The sequence below is a fragment of the Mesorhizobium kowhaii genome, from assembly GCF_042431665.1.
GTDB lineage: Bacteria > Pseudomonadota > Alphaproteobacteria > Rhizobiales > Rhizobiaceae > Mesorhizobium > Mesorhizobium kowhaii.
In genome coordinates, this window is the sequence record NZ_JBHLYT010000005.1 from 55329 (window position 1) to 77348 (window position 22020).

Here is a 22020-nt window from a genome sequence, read left to right on the forward strand (position 1 = left end):
CCGGGCATTGTTCCGGACCTTGGAGGAGCGGTATTCCTGATGGCCTCGACGATTTTGGAGATGCGCGACATCACCAAGACGTTCCCCGGCGTGAAGGCGCTGTCGAACGTCAACCTCAGCGTCGAGGAAGGCGAGATCCATGCCGTGGTCGGCGAGAACGGCGCCGGCAAATCGACGCTGATGAAGGTGCTGTCAGGCGTGTACGCATCCGGCACCTATGATGGCGCGATCGTCTACCGTGGCGAGGAATGCCATTTCAAAGGCATTCACGACAGCGAACACAAGGGCATCGTCATCATCCACCAGGAGCTTGCGCTGGTGCCGATGCTGTCGATCGCCGAAAACATTTTCCTTGGCAACGAACACGCCAGATTTGGCATCATCGACTGGAATGCCAACGAGACACGGACCAGCGCCTTGCTGAAGAAGGTGGGCCTCAAGGAGGACCCCAAGACGCTGATCACCAATATCGGCGTCGGCAAGCAGCAACTGGTCGAGATTGCCAAGGCGCTCAGCAAGGAAGTCAAGCTGCTGATCCTCGACGAGCCGACGGCGAGCCTGTCCGAGAAAGACAGCCAGGCGCTGCTCGATCTGCTGCTCGAGTTCAAGCGGCAAGGCATCACCTCGATCCTGATCTCGCACAAGCTCAACGAAGTGAACCGGGTCGCCGACAAGGTCACCATCATCCGCGACGGGCGGACCATCGAGACGCTGGCCAAGAAAGACATCTCGGAAGACCGCATCATCACCTCGATGGTCGGCCGCTCGCTCGACGACCGTTATCCGCCGCGCGAACCCAAGATCGGTGAGATCGTGCTGCAGGTGAAGGACTGGTCGGTCTATCATCCGATCCATGCCGAGCGGCAAGTGATCAAGGGCATCGACATGAATGTCCGCAAGGGCGAAGTGGTGGGCATCGCCGGGCTGATGGGCGCCGGGCGCACCGAATTCGCGATGAGCCTGTTCGGCCGCTCCTACGGCCGCCGTATCACCGGCGAGGTGCTGCTCAAGGGCAAGCCAATCGATGTCTCGTCGGTGAGCAAGGCGGTGGAACACGGCATTGCCTACGTCACCGAGGACCGCAAGACCTACGGTCTCAACCTGATCGATCATATCAAACACAACATTACGCTGGCCAATCTTGGCGGCGTGTCGCGCCACGCCGTGATCGACGATTTGCGCGAACTCGCCGTCGCCAACGACTACAAGGCCAAGACCAACATCCGCTCGTCCAGCGTCTATCAGATGACCGGCAATCTGTCGGGCGGCAACCAACAGAAGGTGGTGCTGTCGAAGTGGCTGTTCGCCAATCCGGAAGTGCTGATCCTCGACGAGCCAACGCGCGGCATCGACGTCGGCGCCAAGTACGAAATCTACACCATCATCGCCCGCCTCGCCTCGGAGGGTAAGGCGATCGTCGTCATCTCGTCGGAGATGCCGGAACTGCTCGGCATCACCGACCGCATCTACGTCATGAATGAAGGCCGCATGGTCGGCGAAATGGCGGCGAGCGACGCCAGCCAGGAAAAGATCATGCGCGCCATCGTTCGGGGAGAAGGAAAAGTATCATGACCACCGAGAGCGGTCCCGCGCCGAAAAGCGGCGTCGCCGAAGATGTGCAGCAGGGGCCGCGTGTGGCCGTCTCGGCGCTGATCACGAATCTGCGCGAGTACGGCCTGATCCTGGCGCTGATCGCCATCATGGTGTTCTTCCAGTTCACCACGTCCGGCACGCTGTTCAAGCCAGTGAACCTGAGCAATCTGGTGCAGCAGAACAGCTTCATCATCGTGATGGCGCTGGGCATGCTTTTGGTGATCGTTTCGGGCCATATCGACCTCAGCGTCGGCTCCGTCGCCGGTTTCATCGGCGCGCTGGCGGCAATGATGATGGTCATCTGGCCGCTTGGCCCCTTCAGCAATCCGCTGGTTGTGTCGATCATCTGCCTCATCATCGGTGGCGGCATCGGCGCGGCCCAAGGCTACTGGATTGCCTATCACCGAATACCGAGCTTCATCGTCACGCTGGCGGGGATGTTGATCTTCCGCGGCATCTGCCAGGCGCTATTGGGTGGCGGGTCTTCCGTGGGGCCGCTTCCAGACGGCTTCAAGGCGCTCAGTTCCGGCTTCATTCCGGACGTGATCGGCCCCTTGACGCTGATCCCGCCGACGGTGAACGCCGCCGGCAAGACCATTATGGGCAGCGGCCTGACCCTGCACATGACGACGATTGTGCTGGGCCTGATCGCCGTGCTCGCCTATGCGTATTTCGGGCTCAAGGCACGACGCACACGCGAGCAGCATGGCTACGAAGCCGAGCCCTTCACACTGTTTGTCGTCAAGACCCTGGTGACCAGCGCGCTCGCGCTGTTCCTGGTCTATCAATTCGCCACCTACAAGGGCCTGCCGATCGTTCTCATGGTGATGGGCGTGCTGATCGCCCTGTTCGTGTTCGTCACCAAACGCATGACGATCGGCCGACGCATCTACGCAATGGGCGGCAATGCCAAAGCGGCGCAGCTATCGGGCATCAAGACCGAGCGACTGACCCTGATGGTGTTCGTCAATATGGGTGTGCTGTCGGCGCTTGGCGGCCTGATCATCGCGGCGCGCCTGGGGCAGGCGGTGCCGGCGGCAGGTCTTGGCAGCGAGCTCGACGTCATCGCCGCGGTGTTCATCGGCGGCGCCTCGGCGATGGGTGGTGTCGGCCAAGTTATCGGCGCGGTGGTCGGCGGTTTCATCATGGGCGTGATGAACAACGGCATGTCGATCATGGGCGTCAATGTCGACTGGCAGCAGGTGGTGAAAGGCCTGGTGCTGCTCGGCGCGGTGGTGTTCGACGTCTACAACAAGAACAAGGGCTGAGGGAACCAGGAAGGCATACGGGTCACATCGCGGCGCTGCCCGGCAACCCGGCGGCACGAAGAAGTCCCAAGAGGGACCAGGCTCGCGAGCGCAATCCGAACGGAGAATTTCACCCGTGGCATGGACGAAGTCCCGGCCGCGCTGGGCAAGGTTTGTCGTTTCGGCAGCCAGGCCAAGGCAAATGAGAGAGGATTCATCATGCTGATCTCCCAGATTCTCGACGACGCCGAGACCATCCGCGTCGTTGCCCGCAACGGCGGCAAGACCCGGATCATCAATGGCGCGCGCAGCGTCTATTCGCTGGCGATGGAGGCCGCCCGCACCGGCGTCGGCCTCGTCGCGCTGATCGAACGCAAGGGGCTCGGCGAGACAGTCGATCTCGATGCCGCCTACAAGAAGGGACGGCTGCTGTCGCCGATCAATCATCCCGATCCGGCGCATCTGCATCTGACCGGCACCGGACTGACGCATCTCGGCTCGGCCGCGACGCGCGATTCCATGCACAAGAAGCTCAGCGCCGACGGCGAGGAACAGCTGACCGATTCCATGAAGATGTTCCGCATGGGGCTGGAGGGCGGCAAGCCGGCGAAAGGTCAGATCGGCGTGCAGCCGGAATGGTTCTACAAGGGTAACGGCACGATGGCGGTGGCGCCAGGTGCCGCACTCCTGTCACCGGCCTTCGCCAAGGACGCCGGCGAAGAGCCGGAAGTGGCCGGCATCTACGTCATCGGCGACGACGGCGCGCCGTTCCGCGTCGGCTTCACGCTGTCGAACGAGTTTTCCGACCACGTCACCGAGCGCGTGAACTATCTGTTCCTCGCCCATTCCAAGCTGCGCAACGCTTCGTTCGGACCGGAGATCCTGATCGGCGACTTGCCCGCCGACATCAGGGGCAGCTCGCGCATCTATCGCGACAACGAGGTGCTGTGGGAAAAGCCGTTCCTGTCGGGCGAAGCGAACATGTCGCACACCATCGCCAATCTCGAACACCATCACTTCAAATATGCCGCCTTCCGTCAGCCGGGCGACGTGCATGTGCACATGTTCGGCACGGCGACGCTGTCCTTCGCCGATGGCATCAACACCGAGGCCGGCGATTTGTTCGAGATCGAGGCCAAGGATTTTGGCCTGCCGCTGCGCAACCCACTCGAGATCGAGCAGCCGGTGAAGGTGGCGGTGAAGGCGCTGTGAGGCGCCAGCATTTCTCCTTCTCCCCCTGTGGGGTGAGCAGCCGGTTCGCCGAAGGCGAATTCATCGTGCCAGTGGCACGATGAAAGGCCGGCGAACGCCGGGACGCTGCGAAGCAGCGGGGACCCGGCAGGGGACCGGCCGCCTCCCGGCCCTTCGCAGGCTCAGGGCGTTCGAAGCTCGAAAAGCCAAGCAATTGGCTTTTCGAGGCCTGCGGCCACCGCTTCTCACCCCACAGGGGGAGAAGGAAGAAGGCGCGGCCGAACCTCAATAAATATCGAAGTCGAAATACTTGGCCTGGATCTTCTTGTAGGTCCCATCGGCGACAATGGCATCGATGGCCGCGTTGAGCTTGTCGCGTAGCGCGGTGTCTTCCAGGCGAACGGCAATGCCGGCCTGGGTCTCCGTGCCCTTGACGTCACCGACCAGCTTGCAGCAGCCCTCGCTTGCCTTCTTCAGCCAGTCCATCAGCACGAACTTGTCGGAGAGCACGGCATCAAGACGGCCGTTCGTCAGATCGGTGATCGCTTCTTCCTGGGTCGGGTAGAGTTTCGCCTCTGCGCCCGCCTTGCCATAGACGTTCTGCGCATAGTCGGCCTGCGTGGTCGAAGCCTGGGCGCCGACCGTCTTGCCGGCGAGCGCCGCGGGTTCGGTCGAGGTGAGATCGGTATCCTTCGGCGCCACCAGCGCCAGAGGCGTCGTATAGTATTTGTTGGTGAAGGAGACCTGCTTCTTGCGCTCCTCGGTGATGCTCATCGAGGCGATGATGGCATCGAATTTCTTGGCCTGCAGGGCGGGAATGATGCCATCCCAGTCCTGGGTGACAATCTCGCACTCGACCTTCATCTGCGCGCATAGCGCATTGGCGATGTCGATGTCGAAGCCGACGACCTTGCCATCCGCGGTGATGGTGTTGAACGGCGGATAGGCGCCCTCGGTGCCGATCTTCAGTTTCTCCGCTGCCTGCGCCGACAGAGAGCCGGCCGCCATCACCAGCATGGCAGCACCAGCTGCCGATATGATCCATCTGGAAATCTGCATTTTCTTGGTTCCCTTGAACGCCGGCATCTTGACAGCCAGCAAGGCAGCCAAGCATGGCGAGCCGGCGCAGGCAAGCATATTGCCTGACGGCAAAGGGGAGGTCAGCGCGCGGCGCGGAAATGCTTGGACAGCTTCAGGCCCTGCGCCTGGTAGTTGGAGCCGAGATCGGTGCCGTAGAGCGCCTGCGGCCGCTTCAGCATATGCTCGTAGACCAGCCGGCCGACGATCTGGCCATGGTCGAGGATGAACGGTACTTCGTGGCTGCGCACTTCGAGCACTGCCCGGCTGCCGGTGCCGCCAGACGCCGAGTGGCCGAAGCCCGGATCGAAGAATCCGGCATAGTGGACGCGGAATTCGCCGACCAGCGGATCGAACGGCGTCATCTCGGCAGCGTAGAGCGGCGGCACATGCACCGCTTCCTGGCTGACGAGGATGTAGAATTCATCGGGATCGAGCACCAGCTCGCCGGCGCCGCTCTTGTGGATCGGCTCCCAGAAGTCGACGACCTCTTGTGCCGCGCGTTTGTCAACGTCGACAAGACCGGTGTGATGCTTGCCGCGATAGCCTACCAGGCCGTTCTGATCCCCGTTGAGATCGATCGACAGCGCGATGCCGCCGCCGGAGATGTTCGGCGGCTCGGTGGCGACCAGCATCTCGGCGCGATGCAGGTCATGCAACTCGGCTTCCGAGAGCAGCGCATTGCCGGTGCGGAACCGGATCTGCGACAGGCGCGAACCGGTGCGCACGACGATCGGAAAGGTGCGCGGGCTGACCTCGAGATAGAGCGGGCCATGATAGCCGGCGGCGATCTTGTCGAACTCGTGGCCGCGATCGGTCATGACGCGTGTGAAGATGTCGAGCCGACCGGTCGAACTTTTCGGGTTGGCCGAGGCCGAAATGTCCGCCGGCAATGCCAGGCTTTCAAGCAAGGGCACGATATAGACGCAGCCGGTCTCCAGCACCGCGCCCTCGGCAAGATTGATCTCATGCAGTTGCAGCCGGTCGAGCTTTTCCGAAACCTTGTGGTTGGGGCCCGGCAGGAACGAGGCCCGCACGCGCCAGGCCTTGTCGCCGAGCCGCAGATCCAGGCTCGCCGGCTGGATCTGGTCGGCATCGAACGCGCGCGGTGACTTCAGCGCGCCGGACTGGAACAGCGCCGAAATGTCCTGATCGGGAAGAATGCCTGTCTGCCGCAAGGCTCCACTCCTAGGCCAGGCGATTTTCTTGTCGCAGGTTCCTGCCGCAAAACCATGGAACAGTTTTGCGGCTTGGTACAAACCTCTTAATCAAGCCGGCAATTGACGCAAGCGTGGCGCGGGTCTAAAGGGTCGTTATCCCGTGGTGATTTGGCCGGTCGGCTTGCAGCCACGTTAAACAAGTCGCTAAAGGACCGTCGGGCCGCAAGGCCGTATGGACCGGTTGCGACTTTCGCGGCCGGTTTTTTTGTGTCTGGAACAAAAGCGATGAGCACCAAGAAGCACAACTGGAAACCTCAAACAGCACTCGTGCATAGCGGGACCCTGCGTTCCGGTTTCGGCGAAACCTCCGAGGCGATGTACCTCACCCAGGGCTATGTCTACGAAACGGCGCAGGCTGCCGAAGCCCGCTTCAAGGGCGAGGAGCCGGGTTTCATCTATTCGCGCTACGCCAACCCGACCGTCGACATGTTCGAAAAGCGCATGTGCGCGCTCGAAGGCGCCGAGGATGCGCGCGCCACCGCGTCCGGCATGGCCGCAGTGACGGCAGCCCTTCTGTGCAGCGCCAAGGCCGGCGACCATATCGTGGCGGCGCGCGCGCTGTTCGGCTCCTGCCGCTGGGTGGTCGAGACGCTGGCGCCGAAATACGGCATAGAGGCGACACTGGTCGACGGCACCGACATCGCCAACTGGGAAAAGGCGGTCAAGCCGAACACCAAGCTGTTCTTCCTGGAAAGTCCGACCAACCCGACGCTGGAAGTGGTCGACATCGCCGCAGTTGCCGCGCTTGCCAATTCGATCGGTGCGCGGCTGATCGTCGACAATGTCTTTGCCACGCCCCTGCAGCAGAAGCCTTTGCAGCTCGGTGCGCACATCGTCGTCTACTCGGCGACCAAGCATATTGACGGCCAGGGCCGCTGTCTCGGCGGCGTCATCCTGTCGGACAAGAAGTGGATCGACGAGAACCTGCACGACTATTTCCGCCACACCGGCCCGAGCCTGTCGCCGTTCAATGCCTGGACGCTGCTGAAGGGCCTGGAGACGCTGCCGCTGCGCGTGCGCCAGCAGACGGAAAGCGCCGGCAAGATCGCGGATTTCCTGGCCGAGCGGCCCGAAATCGCCCGCGTCATCTATCCCGGCCGCGCCGACCACCCGCAGGCGGCCATCGTCAAGAAGCAGATGTCGGGCGGCTCGACGCTGATCTGCCTGGACGTCAAGGGTGGCAAGCAGGCGGCCTTCGCCTTGCAGAACGCCCTCGACATCGTGCTGATCTCCAACAATCTCGGAGACGCCAAGAGCCTGATCACCCATCCGGCGACGACGACGCACAAGAATTTGAGCGACGAGGCCCGCGCCGAGCTCGGCATCGGGCCAGGCACGCTCAGACTGTCGGTCGGCCTGGAGGATACCGATGATCTTCTGGAAGACATCGAACAGGCGCTGAAGGCCAAATAGAGGCCTTTGGCTATCAGGCGCCGGACGGCGTCTCTTCCAGTTCGGCCGCCTTGGTGCCAATGGTCATTGCGTTGCCGCGCCAGTCGACGGCGCCACCGAGCCAGCCGCGCGCCCACATCGCCGGCAGGATCAGGTCGCGCGCCAATATCGCCGCGACCATGCGCGGCGACAGGTGCCAGCCCTTGGACCCAGCCAGGGCGCATTCCGGAAGGTAGAAGGCCGCCAGCACGGCAATGGCGGTTGCCCAGAGGCTGACGCCGGCGGCCGACGCCGCAACCAGCGCAAGCACCAGCGGCACCACCGCGCCAGTCAGGATTTCGGGTGCGAAGAACAGCGGGAAGGTGACGCGGCGCAGCCGCGCCCAACGGGCCTGACGCGACCAGATCTCGTCAAACGTGCGCCGGCCGAGCGGCTGCTCGAAGGGCGCGGCGACGAGATTGACGCGCAGGCCAAGGCCATTGACCAGCTTGGTCGCGGCAGCGTCCTCGGCGATCTCGGCGGCCAGCGCACGGATGCCACCATTGGCATCCAGCATCGGCTTGTTCCAGAGCATGCTCTTGCCCTGGGCAAAGCCGAGCCCAAGCGCGTCGCCGGCATATTGCCAGCGCGCCTGCAGCGTGTTGAGGAAGGCGCATTCGACTTCGGCCCAGAAGCCGGCCGGCCGCGAGCCGATCGGCGTCGAGCAGACAAGGCCGGTGTCCGGCCGCCATGCGGCCATCAGGTGCTGGACGTAGTCTCTCGGCATCAACACGTTGGAATCGGCCAGGATGACCCAATCGTGGCGCGCGGCTTCCCAGCCCTTGACGCAATTGTTGAGTTTCGGATTGGCGCTGATGCGGTCGTCGCCGATCAACAGCCGAGCCGGCACCTTGGGGAAACGGGCAATGGCGGCGCGGATCAGCCTGACCACCGGATCATCGGCATGGGCGACGCAAAAGACCAGTTCGTAGCGCGGCCAGTCGAGCGAGAAGGCACGCTCCAGCGTCTCCTGTGTAAACGGCTCGACACCACGCGACGGCACGACGATCGACACCGGCCGCGGCTTGCCGGCCGGCGGCGCGATGGTGCGGCGGCGCTTCAGACGCGAAGCGGCGAGCAGGATGCTGGCGAGGTTTGAGAGGATGAGAGCAGCTGAAAGCGTGGCGGCTATGAGAGTGAGTTCCATCGAAATCCGGTCACTCCAGAAAAACCGGTCCGCATGACGACCGATTTCAACAGTTCGACAGAGCGCCCGAGTCGCGCGGCACTGGTCGGCGCACACCATCATTGTCGTGTGTCACTTAAATGACATTCTTTGCCGGCACCTGCCTTTGAGGCCGCAATGACAGGACGCGCACCGTTGACCAGTCCGCGCGGAGCGCCGAAAGTTACCGGATTGTTTTGGAGCCGCTTATGTACCGCGCCGTGACGCGCAACATCGAAGTGCAGGTCAGGCCGTTCTATCTGGAGGATCGCTCGGATCCGTCCGAGAACCGCTATGTCTGGGGCTATCAGATAACGATCGACAACCAGTCGGATGAGTTTGTGCAGCTGTTGTCGCGCTATTGGCACATCACCGACGGCACCGGCCGGGTCGAGGAGGTGCGCGGCCCCGGCGTCGTCGGCGACCAGCCCGAACTCAATCCCGGCGACAGCTATCAATACACGTCCGGCTGCCCGCTTTCGACACCGTCCGGCATCATGGTCGGGCACTACACGATGCGCAACAAGCGGGGCGAGACGTTCGACATCGCCATCCCTGCCTTCTCGCTGGACCTGCCGGGCACGCGGCGGACGGTGAATTAGTTTCGCCTTACCGGCAGCGAAGCAGCCGGTAAGGCGTGTTTTTCCCTACTGGGCCACCGTAAATTCCGCAGGGTCGAAGTCATATTGCTTCGAGCAGAATTCGCAGGCGACGTGGATGCCGCCGTCTTCGGTGCTGTCCTTGATCTCCTGCGCCGAGAAGCCCTCGAGGATGCCGCGGATCTTGTCGCGCGAGCACGAGCACTGGTCGGCGACCGGAACGCCGCCGAAGACGCGCACGCCATGCTCGTGGAACAGCCTGTAGAGCAGCCGCTCGGCGCCGATCGTCGGGTCGATCAGTTCGGTCGGCTCGATGGTGCCGAGCAATGCCAGCAGCTCCTGCCAGGAATTGTCGGCCGGATCGTGGATCTCCTCGCGCGGATCGCCATCGCCGCCCGGCAGGTCCGGAACGCGCATGCGTTCGGGCGACTGAGGCAGGAACTGCGCCAGGATGCCACCGGCGCGCCACTGCTCGCGGGCGCCGCCGATGCCGGGCGTCAGCAACTTGGCCACAGAGAGCCTGAGATCGGTCGGGATCTGCTCCGACTGGCGGAAATAGGTGCGGGCCGCATCCTCCAGCGTTTCGCCGTCGAGCTGGACGATGCCCTGGTAGCGCTGTGTATGAGCGCCCTGGTCGATGGTCAGCGCCAGCACGCCGCTGCCGAGCAGCGTCTGCTGAGACGTTTCGCCTGCCGCGACCAGCGCCTCCAGCCGATCGGCATCGAAGCGCGCATAGGCGCGCAGCGCCGAGGGCGTGGAAAAGTCCGCGACCAGCATGTCGACCGGCCCGTCGGTGCGGGTCTGCAGGATGAACTTGCCCTCGAACTTCAGCGAGGTGCCGAGCAGCACCGTCAGCACACAGGCTTCCGCCAGCAGGCGGGCGACCGGCTCGGGATAGTCGTGACGGGTGAGGATAGCGTCGAGCATCGGCCCGAGCTGAACGGTGCGGCCGCGCACATCGAGCGGGCCGACCTCGAAGGGCACGACGTGATCGTCGCCGGCGTAGCCGAATTCGCCGAGTTTGGGGTGATGTTCAGTCACTTGATAGGTTTCCAACATGACAAAGCTCCAGGGCGCGGCCATGCCGCCCTGGAGGGCGCATGCTTCGAAACGCGCTTGATTTGCGTGATGCGGCGCAGATAGGCATCACACCCCCAGAGATCAAGCGCCGAGACACCAGGCGAGTACGGCCTTCTGCGCATGGAGCCGGTTCTCGGCCTCGTCGAAGACCACAGAATGCGGCCCGTCAATGACCTCGTCGGTCACTTCCTCGCCGCGATGCGCTGGCAGGCAGTGCATGAACAGGGCATCCGGCCTGGCCTTCGCCATCAGCTTGGCGTTGACCTGGTAGGGCGAAAACACGTTGTGACCGCGGGCGCGATGCTCCTGGCCCATCGACACCCAGCAATCGGTGACCACGCAATCGGCCTGGTCGACGGCTTCCTCGGGCGAGCGGGTGAAGTGCAGCTTGCCGCCATGCGCCTGCGACCAGTCGATATGCTTCTGCGCCGGCTCGCTGCCTTCGGGTACGGCGACGTTGAGGTTGAAGCGGAACCGCGCCGAGGCTTCGAGCAGCGAATGCAGCACATTGTTGCCGTCGCCGGTCCAGGCGATGGTCTTGCCGGCGACCGGACCGCGATGCTCCTCGAAGGTCATGATATCGGCCATCAGCTGGCAGGGATGGGTGTCGTCGGTCAGTCCGTTGATGACCGGAACGGTGGCGTTCTCGGTCAGTTCCAAAAGCCGCTCATGCGAGGTGGTGCGGATCATGATCGCGTCGACGTAGCGCGACAGCACCTTGGCGGTGTCGGCAATGGTCTCGGAGCGGCCGAGCTGCATCTCGGTACCGGTCAGCATGATGGTTTCACCCCCAAGCTGACGCATGCCGACGTCGAAGGACACGCGGGTGCGCGTCGAGGGCTTGTCGAAGATCATCGCCAGCACCTTGCCTTCGAGCGGCCTGGTCCGCTCGCCAGCCTTGAGGCGAGCCTTTCGCACCACCGCATCGTCAAGCATGAAGCGCAGATCGCCTTCGGAAACGGCGGAAAGATCGGTGAAATGGCGAACTGACATCAGCAATGGTTCCGGGATTACTTCGCGGCGGCGGCGGCGATCGCCTCCGCCAGGCCCTTGGCGCCGGCGCGGATGCGGTTGAGCGCGTCGTGGATCTCGGCATCGGTGACAGTGAGCGGCGGCAACAGGCGAATGACGTTGTCGCCGGCCGGAACCGCCAGCAGGTGCTGGTCGCGCAATGCCATGTTCACCTTGGTGTTGGGCATGGCACATTTGAGGCCGAGCATCAGCCCGGTGCCTCTGATGTCCTCGATGACCTCGGGAAACTCGTCAGCGACCGCCGCCAGCCCCTGCTTCATCAGCAGCGCCTTGCGCTGGACATCTTCCAGGAAGCCGTCTTCCAGCACCACGTCGAGCACGGCGTTGCCAACCGCCATGGCCAGCGGGTTGCCGCCGAAAGTGGTGCCATGCACGCCGGATGTCATGCCAATGGCCGCTTCATCCGTGGCAAGGCAGGCGCCCATCGGGAAGCCGCCGCCAATGCCCTTGGCGATCGCCATGATGTCGGGCGTGACGCCGGACCATTCATGCGCGAACAGCTTGCCGGTTCGGCCGATGCCGCACTGAACCTCGTCGTAGATCAGGAGCAGGCCGTGCTGTTCGCACAACTGCCGGAGCCGCTTCAGCGATTGCGTCGGCACCGGGCGGATGCCGCCCTCGCCCTGTACCGGTTCGATCAGGATCGCCGCGGTCTCCGGCGTGATCGCCTTTTCGGCCGCATCGATGTCGTCGAAGCCGACCTGGTCGAAGCCTTCGACCTTGGGTCCAAACCCTTCAAGGTACTTGTATTGACCACCCGCCGCGATGGTCGCCAGCGTGCGGCCATGGAAGGCACCTTCGAAGGTGATGACGCGGAAGCGTTCGGGATGTCCCTTGACGAAATGGTAGCGCCTCGCCGTCTTGATCGCGCATTCCAGCGCCTCGGCACCGGAATTGGTGAAGAACACCTTGTCGGCGAAAGTGGCGTCCACCAGCCGCTCGCCGAGCCGGCTTTGCCCCGGAATCTCGTAGAGATTGGAGACATGCCAAAGCTTTGCGGCTTGCTCGGTGAGTGCTGCGACCAGATGCGGGTGGCTGTGGCCCAACGAATTGACGGCAATGCCGCCGGCAAAATCGAGATATCGCTCGCCCTTGTCGGTAACAAGCCAGGTGCCTTCCCCGTGGTCGAAGGCCAGGGGTGCGCGAGCAAAGGTCTCGTAAAGCGCCGAACCGCTCATTATATGCGTCTCCGGTACCGGAAAATCAAAAAAGCCGCCAAAGCGGCGGCCTGTGCGGCTTATCGTGTTTTTCGGCCATGAAGTCAACGAAAACGTCGCGTAGTGCCCCGCGGCAAGCCCCCTGACGCAACGCCGGCTCATGAGCGACCGGGCAAGTTGGGGAAAACCGAAAAAACCGATTCGTGTTGCCCTTGGGACTCTTGTCACCGAGTCAGCGCATAGAGTAGTTGTAGTCGAGAAATAACTAGATTTCGTGCGGCGGACCTAATCACCAGATATATGTGGTGTCTGCCCCGGCAAATGTTGCCGGGTCGGGAGTGGATTCCGATTGCCGCACGCTTAGCAGGAGCGCGGTCTCATGAACTGGACTGACGAGCGGGTAGAACTTCTCAGAAAACTGTGGTCGGAGGGTCTGAGCGCAAGCCAGATTGCTGCGCAGCTTGGAGGGGTCAGCCGCAATGCGGTCATCGGCAAGGTGCACCGGCTGAAACTGTCGGGCCGCGGGCGATCGACCGCCACGCCGGCACGCCAGAAGAAGGCGGCGCAAGGATCGACCGTTCAGAAATCGGTGTCGCGCGCCGCAAGCGCCGTCCGTCATGTCACGACATCGATCGGCGCCACGGCGTTGCAGACGCAGTTCGACGCCGAACCGGTGGCACGCCACTACATCCGCCCAGTCGAGAATGTCGTGGTCCCGATCTCACGCCATCTGCAGCTCGTCGAGCTGACCGAGCGGACCTGCAAATGGCCGAACGGCGATCCGCTTTCGGAGGACTTCCATTTCTGCGGCAACGAAGCCGCCGAAACCGGACCCTACTGCAAGTACCACGCCCGCGTGGCGTTCCAGCCGGCATCGGAGCGGCGTCGCAACAGGTAGGACGTAACGGAATAGGGGAGTAAGGCAGTACGGCAGTAGGTGTGCGGAAAGTCGCGCTCACGAAATGCTGCCCTACTGCCCTCTCTTCACAGCCAGCCGTTCTTGCGAAAACGCCAGTAGAGAAACGAGCAGATCAGCGCGATCGTGGCCAGCACCACCGGGTAGCCGTATTCCATCTTCAATTCCGGCATGTCGTTGAAATTCATGCCGTAGATGCCGGCGAATGCCGTCGGCACCGCCAGGATGGCGGCCCATGAGGCAAGCTTCTTGGAGATCGCCGTTTCCTGGCTCTGGCCGACTAGGAGGCTGGCCTCGAAAGCAAACGCCAGCACCTCGCGCAGACTGTCGATCTTTTCCTGCACGGTGCGGATATGGTCGGTCACGTCACGGAACAGCGGATGCATGGCCGTATGGATCTGCGGCAGGTCGGCACTGGTCAGCCGGCGGCAGACTTCGACCAGCGGAAGTGCCGCATTGCGCAGGCGCAAAAGATCGCGGCGCAGCATGTAGAGCCGCTCGATGTCAGGACCGGTCATCGGCTTCAGCAGGACCCTGTCCTCGATCACCTCGACCTCGTCCTCGATCTGCTCGAGCACCGGCATGTAATTGTCGACGATGAAATCGAGAATGGCGTAGAGGACGAAATCCTCGCCCTTGGCCAGCGAATGCGGGCAGCTTTCCCAATGCTGACGAACGGCGGCGTAGGAGGTGGACGGGCCATGCCTGACGCTGACGATGTAGCCGCTGCCGACAAACAAATGGGTCTCGCCGAAGGTGACCCGGCCGTCGATCAGCTGCGCTGTGCGGGCGACGATGAACAAGGCGTCGCCATATTGCTCGATCTTCGGCCGCTGGTGCGGGTGCTCGGCATCCTCGATCGCCAGCTCATGCAGGTGAAACTGCGCCTGGACGCGAAGCAGCAGGTTGCGGTCGGGCTCGAGCAGGCCAATCCAGACGACATGACCGGATTTTTTTGCCCATTCGCCGGCTTCCTCGATTGGAATGTCGGCGATGCGACGCCCGGCCGTGTAGACGCCGCAAGCGATAATGCCGGATGCCGGCGCAGGCGCCGGAGTCAGGTTCCGAACATTTTCCATCACAACCTCCCGAAGCCAATCCACGGACGAGGATACAGGAAAGCCCGGAAAGTCTAGCGCAATTCGGATGACGCTTCGAGAGTGTGACCGTTCAATTAACCGGCAGCGTCGCGGAAACGCTGATCTTGTCGGTCTTGTCGCCCTTCGGCCGCTCGGCCGGCATCTGCTCGCCGGTGACGATGTAGTAGATGGTCTCGGCGATGTTGGTGGCGTGATCGCCGATGCGCTCGATGTTCTTGGCGCAAAACAGCAGATGCGTGCACGGCGTGATGTTGCGCGGATCTTCCATCATGTAGGTCAGCAATTCGCGAAACAGCGAGGTGTACATGGCGTCGATCTGGTCGTCGCGGTCGCGCACGAAGCCGATCTTGTCGACCGAGCGCGATGCGTAGACGTCGAGCACTTCCTTGAGCTGGGTCAGCGCCAGGTTGGCCAGGGCCTCGAGGCCGCGGAACAGGCTGGTCGGCTGGCGTCCGTCGGTGACAGCTGCCACCCGCTTGGCAACGTTCTTGCCGAGGTCGCCGACCCGTTCGAGGTCGGCGGAAATGCGGATGGCGCCGACGATCTCGCGCAGGTCCGTCGCCATCGGCTGGCGCTTGGCGATGATGATGATCGCCTTGTCGTCGATTTCGCGTTGCCCTTCATCGAGCACGGCATCGTCACGGATGACCTTCTGGGCGAGGCCGGGGTCGGCATTGACGAGGGCGGCAACCGCCTGTTCGACCATACGCTCGGCATGGCCGCCCATCGCCGCGATGCGCTTCGACAGATATTTCAGCTCCTCGTCATAGGCGCTCATAATATGCACGGACTGCATGGCGAAATGCCTTCCCACGGAGTGTCTTGGTTTTGAGTCGTTTCCTCGAATCCCCGCTGATACGCTAGCCGGATGACAGAAAAAAGAAACGCTCCAGTGGAAAAATAGGGCAGTATCAGTGCGTCGGCAAATGAACCGAGAAGGCAGCGCCCTTGCCGAACTCGGACTTGATCGAAAGCCGGGCATTGTGGCGTGTCAGGATATGCTTGACGATCGACAGACCAAGGCCGGTGCCCTTCTGGGTGCGGCTGGTCTCGACATCGACGCGATAGAAGCGCTCGGTGATGCGCGGAATGTGTTCCTCGGGAATGCCGGGGCCAAAGTCCCTGATGGTCACGTCGATGCCTGGCTCCGAGCCGGCATCGCTGCGCGCGATCGACACCACGACGCGGCCACCCGACTGCCCGTATTTGCAGGCGTTTTCCAAGAGGTTCTCGAAAACCTGGAAGAGCTCGTCGCGATCCCCGGGCACATCAAGCGGCCCGTCGGCGTAGTCCCGCTCGACGGCAACACTGTTTTCCCTGGCCAGCGGTCCGAGCGAATCGATGACGCTGTCGACTGTCTCACGCAGGTCGACCTCGGTGCCCGGCTTCAGATAGGGCTTCATCTCGAGCCGCGACAGCGACAACAAATCGTCGATCAGACGCGCCATGCGGCCGGTCTGGCTCTGCATGATCTGCAGGAACTGGTCGCGCGCCGCCGGGTCGTTGCGGGCCGGTCCGCGCAGGGTTTCGATAAAGCCGGCGATCGAGGCGAGCGGCGTGCGCAGTTCGTGGCTGGCATTGGCTATGAAATCGGCGCGCATGCGGTCGATCCTGCGCGCTTCGCTCTGGTCCTTGAACACCAACACATAGAGATCGGTGCCGTGACCGACCGAAGACGCGCTCACCCGGTAGGCCCGTTCGACCGGCAGCTTCTCCGTATAGTCGACGACGTCAGAGGCGACATCGCCCGACAGCACGCCGTCCAGCAGAGCCTGCATTTCCGGCGCCCGGAATTTCAGCGACAGCGACAGGCCAGGCGCGATCCCGCCGAAGGCGGCGAAAGCGGCGGCATTGGCGTGGACGATGGTGGCGGTCCGGTCGAAGATGATCAGCGGGTCGGCGACGGCGGCCGCGAGATATTCGCCGGAGAGCCGTTGCAACCCGAATGCCTCGATCGCCGCGGCACTCTCGGCCGATTGGCGCGTGCCGCTGACCGGCAGCATTGCCGCCGCAAGCAGCAGCGCCAGCGCCGCAAGGACGATATAGGCGGATATCGCGGCCAAGGCATACACAGCGAGAATCGCGACGACACCGGCGATCAGCAGCCAGCGGCTGTTCCACAGCCGGACGGCCAGGGCTTGCGCCGTGCCTTTCTGCTCTGCGTCCAGGTCAGCCATTTCGCTCGCGCGCCCGCACCCAATGCCTCGCACCCGACCAGTGACGGAAACTTCCGCTGGACCGGTCTAGCGCATGACCCAGAAAAATCGGAATCGATTTTCTGAAAGGATCATGCGCAAAATCAAAGTGCTGTAGTGGCTCCCAATAGCATGAGTCCGGAAGCAGGAAAGGGTTCGCCTCGATGAAAAAAGCCAAGGAAACTCCCGCCGCGCCGACTTCGGGTCCGCTGAAGATCAGGATCGACGGCAAGGAGCGGGAGTTCGATATTGAAAATCCCGTGCTTCCCGACTGGGTCGAGGACAACAAGCTGACCGCCGGCGATTACCCCTACGACAAGAAGATGAAAAGCGACGAGTATGACGAGACGCTCGAGAAGCTGCAGATCGAGCTGGTCAAGGCGCAGGCGTGGCTGCAGTCGACCGGCAAACGGGTGATGGCGCTGTTCGAGGGCCGCGACGCCGCCGGCAAGGGCGGCACGATCTTCGTGCTGCGCCAGTACCTCAACCCTCGTACCGCGCGCAACGTGGCGCTGACCAAGCCGACCCCGACTGAGCAGGGGCAATGGTACTTCCAGCGCTATGTCGACCATTTCCCGACATCGGGTGAGTTCCTCACTTTCGACCGCTCCTGGTACAACCGCGCCGGCGTCGAGCCGGTGATGGGCTTTTGCACGCCGCAGCAGCACGAGCAGTTTCTCGACGAGACGCCGCATTTCGAACGGATGATCGCCAACGAGGGCATCCACTTCTTCAAATTCTGGCTGAACATCGGCCGGGAAACGCAACTCGAGCGCTTTCACGATCGCCGCTACAGCCCGCTGAAAAGCTGGAAGTTCTCGCCGATCGACGTTGCCGGCATCACCAAATGGGACGACTACACCAAGGTCCGCGACACCATGTTCGAGCGCACCCACAAGGAATTCGCGCCGTGGATCATCATACGGGCCAATGACAAGCGGCGCGCGCGGCTGGCGGTCATGCGGCGCATCCTGTTGTCGCTGCCCTATGACGGGCGCGATCTCGACATCATCGGCAAGGAAGACAAGAAGATCATCGGCGAAGGGCCGTCGTTTTTGAAAGAATAGGATGGCCCGCAAGAAAGCAGGCCATGGTCTGGGAAAACAGGGCTGACGCTTTTGCGCCGCGCAGCCAGAGGCCGCGCGGCGATGCCTTTTTCCTCGTGACTCCCAGTCTAAGCCACCAGCCGGGCAATGCGCTGCAGGCGTCGCAGCGTGGTGTCATCCTGCAGCGCCTGCTGGAAGAGCGAAATCTCCTGATCGATACGGTCGCACAGCGCGCCGGTGTTGCCCTTGAGCAGGCCTCGCGTCGCCAGCAAGGCGGCGACCGGCTTCTTGACAAGTTGTCTCGCCCGGCCGAGGGCCGCTTCCTCGACGCTGCCGCCCGGCACGATCTCGGCGACGAGGCCGAGCGCCCTGGCGTCCTCGGCGCGAAGCGTGTCGCCGAGGCAGAAGAAGCGGAAAGCACCGGCATAGCCGAGTTTCTGCGGCGCCAGGATGCTGGTCGCCGCATCCGGGACCAGGCCGAAATCGACGAACGGCACCCGGAACGTGCTTTGATCGGATGCGATCACCATGTCGCAATGGAATAGGATGGTGCAACCGACGCCGACGGCATCGCCATCGACGCAGGCAAGGATGGGCTTGGGAAACGTCGCCAGCGTGCGAAACAGATCGGTGACGGCGGCGATCAGTTTCTTGTGCTTGGTGGCGTCGAGGAATTCAGAGAAATCGCCGCCGAGACAGAAGCAGCCTGCCAGGCCGCGCAGCACGACGACGCGCACCTCCTCATTGTCGGCGGCTTCATGGAAGGTCTTTGCCAGGCTTTCATAGGCTCTTCTGTCCAGCACCGGCCGGCCGTCACTAGACGATACGGTGACGATCAACGTGTGGTTGCGGAGTTCTGGTTGCGGATGGGGGCTCATGACGGTCTCCGATCTCACGACGCACGCCTTTGGCCGAGCATGTCGGGGTATCCCCTGGCCAGCACGGGAGCAAAATGATTGCGGCGCGAACGCACCACATCGAGCGTGTGCTCGTTGAAGGTAAGCAGGGTGGCTACGACCTGCTGGTTGCCATAGGTGCGCTGATAGCCCAGCGGGGTCGCCAGGAAATGCAGCTGCAATGCGCGCAGCACCCACATCGGCTCGAACTCGATGATCATCTGGTTGACGTTGCGCTTCAGTCCCCACTCGACGAAGCCGGCAATCAGCTCGGTGCCGACGGTCGACACACCGCGACGGCCGTCGCGGTAACCGGGAGCGACCGCATAGCGGGTCAACTCGTAGATATTGGGCCCGGAGGGCGGCGTCCCTTCAAAGAGGTCGGTCAGCACCTCGGTCAGAAGATGCCCGCGTGTCGTCGGCAAAAGCCTCTGGTAGCCTGCGACTTCACTGCCCCTGATGACGATTTGATGGACGGCTTCGTCATGATCGAACTGGTCGCATTCGAGCCCGTCGGGGCGCCTGAGATCATCCCACCCCATCTCCTCGACGAAGATCTTGTAGCGCAAGCGATGGACCGCCTCCCAAAGGTCGGGACGTTCCATCAATTCTTGGGTTGTGAGAGAAAAAAGCATTCCGTCATCTCCTGGTTTCAGAGGAAGATACGGCCGTGCTTCGATGAGAAAATTGCGTGATCGCGTAGGCTAGAGTTGCTAGGCCGGCACGGCCGACCTAGCTAATGTAGCCCCGCCTTATCGCTTCCGCGACGGCCTGAACCCGGTTGACGGCACCAAGTTTGCTTTTGGCGTTAAGAAGATGTTTCTCCGAGGTGTGTTCGGAGATGCCGAGGATTTGCGAAATCTCCCACTCGGACTTGCCGACGGCGGCCCATTGCAGGCATTCGCGCTCGCGCGGCGTCAATACGATGTGATCGATGGTGTTGCTCGCCATCGTGTGGAGCTGCATGGCGCGGCCGACCGCATAGGTCGACACCAGCGACACCAGGCCGAACTCGGCCGCCGACAATTCAACTGCCTCGCCGCCCAGCGACACCATGACGATCTGGCCGTCGAGCGTGATCAGCGGGAAGGCCAGTCCGTCGCGCAACTTGAACACGCCGGCATCGCCCATCACTTCGCCGCTGCTCTTGTCGATGCGGGCGCCCTGTGAGGCTTCGCGCCACTGGAACGGCGCCTGCAGCTGTTTCATATGGCTGACGACCGGGTCGTGATCGACATAGTTGCGCGCCACATAGCGCTCCAGCCATTCGACGGGCCAGTCGCAGAGAAGCACATGCTGCTTTTGCAGGCCGCTCGGCGTGCCCGGCTGCGGCACGGTTCCCGCCATCAGCGCGGTGAGGCCGAAATCCGACGTTATGCCCAGCAACGTTTCGCAGACTGCCGCCGCCGTTCCGGCGTGCTGCAGGTGGTCTATGAATTCCAGCGTGCGATCGAACTGACCCATCGCAACATCAACCCCATGTTGCTGCCTTATGCATTGCGACCAATGATGCGTGCTTCGTTTGCACTTCACCACCGACCACGGATTGCAAACCGCTTGTTTTCGGTCGTGGTTCTCGACCCTGGTCCCCCACCAAGGCAGCCACGGCTATTTGCAAATCACCTAAAGCATATCCTGAAATCGACGCGTTGAAATCAAAAAGCATTGTACCTGTGTCATTTTCGTACCAAAACCCTGCCAACACGACTGCGGCGGAGTTTTATCGTGGCGTTCCAGTGGAGGTTTTTGGCTCTTGCGTCGATGCTGATCGGAGCGCTGTCGGTCGCCGATGCCGCACGCGCCGCTGAGCCGCAGGTGCCGGTGCTGTGGGATGCCAAGGAGCGGCTGCCGAAGCCGGACCTTTCGGCACTGCCCCGGCTGCGCTTCCTGACGACCACGGATTTCCCACCCTTCAATTTCCTCGACGGCGCGGGAAAGCTGTCCGGTTTCCACATCGATTTGGCACGCGCCATCTGCGCCGAGCTTGGCATTGCCGAAAAATGCCAGATCCAGGCATTGCCCTGGGCAGAGCTCGAAGGCGCGCTGCAGAAAGGTGAGGGCGAAGCGATCATCGCCGGCATCGCCGCAACGCCGGAATCGCGCGCGACCTATGCCTTCTCGCGCTCCTACCTGCAGTTCCCGGCCCGCTTCGTCATGCAGAAGGGCAAGGCGCTGACCGAACCGGTCTTCGACAAATTGCGCGGCAAGCGTGTCGGCGTGCTAGCCGGCTCGGCGCATGAGCGCATGCTGCGCGACTATTTCAATACCGTTCAGATCGTCGCCTTCGACAGGCCGGAAGACCTCTATACCGATCTCAAGGCGGGCAAGCTCGACGCCGCCTTCAGCGACGGCATGCGCCTCGCCTTCTGGCTGGGCGGCTCGGATGCGGCAGGCTGCTGCCGCTTTGCCGGCGGCCCCTATCTGGCGCCCGAATATCTGGGTTCGGGCATGGCCATAGCCACCAGGGCGGACAATCCGGCGCTGGCCGCCGCGCTCGACTACGCGCTGCAGGAGATCTCGATGAAAGGCACGTTCGCCGAATTCTACCTGCGCTATTTTCCGGTCAGCTTTTTCTAAGGCAGCCCGGAAGACACAGCCGACTAGGTCAGAGTGCGCAACCGCGCCTTGGCGGCGCGGCCGATGGCGGCGACGGTCAGCGTGTCGAGATCGAGCTGACGGCGGATCAGCTGCAGCACCCGCACCTCTTCCATGCGCATTTCGAGATCGACGGCGGCGACCTCGAAGGCAGCGGCATAGGCGGTGTCGCGCAAGCGCTCGGGCAAGGCCTCGGCAACCCGCGCAAGAACGCCTTCCAGCCCGTCCTTTTCATGCAGCATCTTCTGACAGGCCTGGGCGACGCCGACCAGCCGGTCGTGGTTGAAATCCTCGAACACCGGCCAGGAGCGGACAACCTCGCCGATCCGGGCCAGTTCGACATCGGTCATGTCGCGATCGGAGGCCGAGGTGATGACCATCAGGTAGATCAGCGCTTCATGCGGCGTCGGCAACGACATTCTATACTCCTTGAACGGGCTCCGAAGGTAGGAACGCGGTATCTGCACCGCAAGGAAAAAG

General features: G+C 62.7%; 21 protein-coding genes and 1 riboswitch. Of the genes, 8 read left to right on the forward strand and 13 right to left on the reverse strand.

The features are described from left to right. Positions 1-39: 39 nt before the first annotated feature. From mmsA to araD1, 3 genes are all read left to right on the forward strand, one after another. A complete protein-coding gene (gene mmsA, locus ACFFNA_RS03840; RefSeq protein ID WP_378915738.1) occupies positions 40-1572 on the forward strand; it encodes a multiple monosaccharide ABC transporter ATP-binding protein in 1533 nt (510 codons plus the stop codon). Further along, on the forward strand, positions 1569-2861 hold the full coding sequence (mmsB, locus tag ACFFNA_RS03845; RefSeq protein ID WP_378915740.1) for a multiple monosaccharide ABC transporter permease: 1293 nt from the start codon (positions 1569-1571) through the stop codon (positions 2859-2861). The genes mmsA and mmsB overlap by 4 nt, the downstream gene beginning before the upstream one ends. A gap of 198 nt (positions 2862-3059) precedes the next feature. Then, entirely contained in the window at positions 3060-4052 is a 993-nt protein-coding gene (gene araD1 / locus ACFFNA_RS03850) for an AraD1 family protein (protein WP_111545376.1), read from the forward strand. 264 nt (positions 4053-4316) lie between these two features. Here the strand turns inward: araD1 and ACFFNA_RS03855 are convergent, their stop codons facing one another. Further along, complete coding sequence (locus ACFFNA_RS03855; RefSeq protein ID WP_378915742.1) at positions 4317-5090, reverse strand: ABC transporter substrate-binding protein; 774 nt, start codon at positions 5088-5090, stop codon at positions 4317-4319. Positions 5091-5191: 101 nt separating this feature from the next. Continuing rightward, positions 5192-6286 carry a 2'-deoxycytidine 5'-triphosphate deaminase gene (locus tag ACFFNA_RS03860; RefSeq protein WP_111545377.1) on the reverse strand — a complete coding sequence of 365 codons (1095 nt, stop codon included), beginning with the start codon at positions 6284-6286 and terminating at the stop codon, positions 5192-5194. A gap of 132 nt (positions 6287-6418) precedes the next feature. Beyond that, positions 6419-6496, forward strand: a riboswitch (SAM riboswitch). A 57-nt stretch (positions 6497-6553) separates the two neighbouring features. Here ACFFNA_RS03860 and ACFFNA_RS03865 point away from each other — a divergent pair. Then, the gene (locus ACFFNA_RS03865) at positions 6554-7741 is read left to right on the forward strand and encodes an O-succinylhomoserine sulfhydrylase (RefSeq protein ID WP_378915744.1); all 1188 of its coding nucleotides are present in this window, start codon (positions 6554-6556) and stop codon (positions 7739-7741) included. 13 nt (positions 7742-7754) lie between these two features. On the opposite strand, the gene ACFFNA_RS03870 is transcribed toward ACFFNA_RS03865, so the two are convergent. Then, positions 7755-8906, reverse strand: a complete 1152-nt coding sequence (locus tag ACFFNA_RS03870) for a ceramide glucosyltransferase (RefSeq protein ID WP_378915746.1) — start codon at positions 8904-8906, stop codon at positions 7755-7757. A gap of 227 nt (positions 8907-9133) precedes the next feature. Here ACFFNA_RS03870 and apaG point away from each other — a divergent pair, with 227 nt between their 5' ends. Further along, on the forward strand, positions 9134-9526 hold the full coding sequence (gene apaG / locus ACFFNA_RS03875; protein ID WP_095084266.1) for a Co2+/Mg2+ efflux facilitator ApaG/CorD: 393 nt from the start codon (positions 9134-9136) through the stop codon (positions 9524-9526). A gap of 45 nt (positions 9527-9571) precedes the next feature. On the opposite strand, the gene ACFFNA_RS03880 is transcribed toward apaG, so the two are convergent. From ACFFNA_RS03880 to ACFFNA_RS03890, 3 genes are all read right to left on the reverse strand, one after another. Then, on the reverse strand, positions 9572-10606 hold the full coding sequence (locus tag ACFFNA_RS03880; protein WP_378915749.1) for an Hsp33 family molecular chaperone: 1035 nt from the start codon (positions 10604-10606) through the stop codon (positions 9572-9574). Positions 10607-10684: 78 nt separating this feature from the next. Then, positions 10685-11596, reverse strand: coding sequence for an ornithine carbamoyltransferase (argF, locus tag ACFFNA_RS03885; RefSeq protein ID WP_111544620.1), 912 nt, complete (start codon positions 11594-11596; stop codon positions 10685-10687). 17 nt (positions 11597-11613) lie between these two features. Continuing rightward, positions 11614-12813, reverse strand: a complete 1200-nt coding sequence (locus ACFFNA_RS03890) for an aspartate aminotransferase family protein (protein ID WP_184877681.1) — start codon at positions 12811-12813, stop codon at positions 11614-11616. Between the two features lie 358 nt (positions 12814-13171). Here ACFFNA_RS03890 and ACFFNA_RS03895 point away from each other — a divergent pair, with 358 nt between their 5' ends. Next, entirely contained in the window at positions 13172-13690 is a 519-nt protein-coding gene (locus tag ACFFNA_RS03895) for a GcrA family cell cycle regulator (protein ID WP_111544622.1), read from the forward strand. 86 nt (positions 13691-13776) lie between these two features. Here ACFFNA_RS03895 and ACFFNA_RS03900 read toward each other — a convergent pair whose 3' ends face one another. From ACFFNA_RS03900 to ACFFNA_RS03910, 3 genes are all read right to left on the reverse strand, one after another. Then, entirely contained in the window at positions 13777-14787 is a 1011-nt protein-coding gene (locus ACFFNA_RS03900; RefSeq protein ID WP_111544623.1) for a magnesium and cobalt transport protein CorA, read from the reverse strand. Positions 14788-14878: 91 nt separating this feature from the next. After that, entirely contained in the window at positions 14879-15604 is a 726-nt protein-coding gene (gene phoU, locus ACFFNA_RS03905; RefSeq protein WP_378915752.1) for a phosphate signaling complex protein PhoU, read from the reverse strand. 115 nt (positions 15605-15719) lie between these two features. After that, entirely contained in the window at positions 15720-16985 is a 1266-nt protein-coding gene (locus ACFFNA_RS03910; protein WP_111544625.1) for an ATP-binding protein, read from the reverse strand. Between the two features lie 182 nt (positions 16986-17167). On the opposite strand from ACFFNA_RS03910, the gene ppk2 reads away from it, so the two are divergent. Then, positions 17168-18070 (forward strand): polyphosphate kinase 2, encoded by a 903-nt coding sequence (gene ppk2, locus ACFFNA_RS03915; RefSeq protein WP_378915754.1) that lies wholly within the window; start codon positions 17168-17170, stop codon positions 18068-18070. A gap of 107 nt (positions 18071-18177) precedes the next feature. On the opposite strand, the gene ACFFNA_RS03920 is transcribed toward ppk2, so the two are convergent. The 3 genes from ACFFNA_RS03920 to ACFFNA_RS03930 form a co-directional block, all read right to left on the reverse strand. After that, positions 18178-18927: an enoyl-CoA hydratase-related protein gene (locus ACFFNA_RS03920; protein ID WP_378915756.1), complete on the reverse strand. Its 750-nt coding sequence runs from the start codon at positions 18925-18927 to the stop codon at positions 18178-18180. 14 nt (positions 18928-18941) lie between these two features. Beyond that, on the reverse strand, positions 18942-19580 hold the full coding sequence (locus ACFFNA_RS03925) for an acyl-homoserine-lactone synthase (RefSeq protein WP_111544628.1): 639 nt from the start codon (positions 19578-19580) through the stop codon (positions 18942-18944). 97 nt (positions 19581-19677) lie between these two features. Beyond that, positions 19678-20409, reverse strand: a complete 732-nt coding sequence (locus ACFFNA_RS03930) for a helix-turn-helix transcriptional regulator (protein WP_111544629.1) — start codon at positions 20407-20409, stop codon at positions 19678-19680. A 261-nt stretch (positions 20410-20670) separates the two neighbouring features. Between ACFFNA_RS03930 and ACFFNA_RS03935 the strand changes: the two genes are divergently transcribed. Then, positions 20671-21522: an ABC transporter substrate-binding protein gene (locus ACFFNA_RS03935; RefSeq protein WP_378915759.1), complete on the forward strand. Its 852-nt coding sequence runs from the start codon at positions 20671-20673 to the stop codon at positions 21520-21522. Positions 21523-21545: 23 nt separating this feature from the next. Here the strand turns inward: ACFFNA_RS03935 and ACFFNA_RS03940 are convergent, their stop codons facing one another. Further along, positions 21546-21959 carry a tellurite resistance TerB family protein gene (locus tag ACFFNA_RS03940; protein ID WP_167458486.1) on the reverse strand — a complete coding sequence of 138 codons (414 nt, stop codon included), beginning with the start codon at positions 21957-21959 and terminating at the stop codon, positions 21546-21548. Positions 21960-22020 lie beyond the last annotated feature (61 nt).

What these genes read in the sequence shown, in the direction of transcription:
- araD1 (WP_111545376.1), top strand. Translation starts at nt 3,060, where the DNA reads ATGCTGATCTCCCAGATTCTCGACGACGCCGAGACCATCCGCGTCGTT.
- ACFFNA_RS03880 (WP_378915749.1), bottom strand. Translation starts at nt 10,606, where the DNA reads ATGGCCGCGCCCTGGAGCTTTGTCATGTTGGAAACCTATCAAGTGACT.
- mmsA (WP_378915738.1), top strand. Translation starts at nt 40, where the DNA reads ATGGCCTCGACGATTTTGGAGATGCGCGACATCACCAAGACGTTCCCC.
- ACFFNA_RS03900 (WP_111544623.1), bottom strand. Translation starts at nt 14,787, where the DNA reads ATGGAAAATGTTCGGAACCTGACTCCGGCGCCTGCGCCGGCATCCGGC.
- ACFFNA_RS03940 (WP_167458486.1), bottom strand. Translation starts at nt 21,959, where the DNA reads ATGTCGTTGCCGACGCCGCATGAAGCGCTGATCTACCTGATGGTCATC.
- ACFFNA_RS03855 (WP_378915742.1), bottom strand. Translation starts at nt 5,090, where the DNA reads ATGCAGATTTCCAGATGGATCATATCGGCAGCTGGTGCTGCCATGCTG.
- mmsB (WP_378915740.1), top strand. Translation starts at nt 1,569, where the DNA reads ATGACCACCGAGAGCGGTCCCGCGCCGAAAAGCGGCGTCGCCGAAGAT.
- ACFFNA_RS03895 (WP_111544622.1), top strand. Translation starts at nt 13,172, where the DNA reads ATGAACTGGACTGACGAGCGGGTAGAACTTCTCAGAAAACTGTGGTCG.
- phoU (WP_378915752.1), bottom strand. Translation starts at nt 15,604, where the DNA reads ATGCAGTCCGTGCATATTATGAGCGCCTATGACGAGGAGCTGAAATAT.
- ACFFNA_RS03910 (WP_111544625.1), bottom strand. Translation starts at nt 16,985, where the DNA reads ATGGCTGACCTGGACGCAGAGCAGAAAGGCACGGCGCAAGCCCTGGCC.
- apaG (WP_095084266.1), top strand. Translation starts at nt 9,134, where the DNA reads ATGTACCGCGCCGTGACGCGCAACATCGAAGTGCAGGTCAGGCCGTTC.
- ACFFNA_RS03870 (WP_378915746.1), bottom strand. Translation starts at nt 8,906, where the DNA reads ATGGAACTCACTCTCATAGCCGCCACGCTTTCAGCTGCTCTCATCCTC.
- ACFFNA_RS03920 (WP_378915756.1), bottom strand. Translation starts at nt 18,927, where the DNA reads ATGAGCCCCCATCCGCAACCAGAACTCCGCAACCACACGTTGATCGTC.
- ACFFNA_RS03865 (WP_378915744.1), top strand. Translation starts at nt 6,554, where the DNA reads ATGAGCACCAAGAAGCACAACTGGAAACCTCAAACAGCACTCGTGCAT.
- argF (WP_111544620.1), bottom strand. Translation starts at nt 11,596, where the DNA reads ATGTCAGTTCGCCATTTCACCGATCTTTCCGCCGTTTCCGAAGGCGAT.
- ppk2 (WP_378915754.1), top strand. Translation starts at nt 17,168, where the DNA reads ATGAAAAAAGCCAAGGAAACTCCCGCCGCGCCGACTTCGGGTCCGCTG.
- ACFFNA_RS03930 (WP_111544629.1), bottom strand. Translation starts at nt 20,409, where the DNA reads ATGGGTCAGTTCGATCGCACGCTGGAATTCATAGACCACCTGCAGCAC.
- ACFFNA_RS03890 (WP_184877681.1), bottom strand. Translation starts at nt 12,813, where the DNA reads ATGAGCGGTTCGGCGCTTTACGAGACCTTTGCTCGCGCACCCCTGGCC.
- ACFFNA_RS03925 (WP_111544628.1), bottom strand. Translation starts at nt 19,580, where the DNA reads ATGCTTTTTTCTCTCACAACCCAAGAATTGATGGAACGTCCCGACCTT.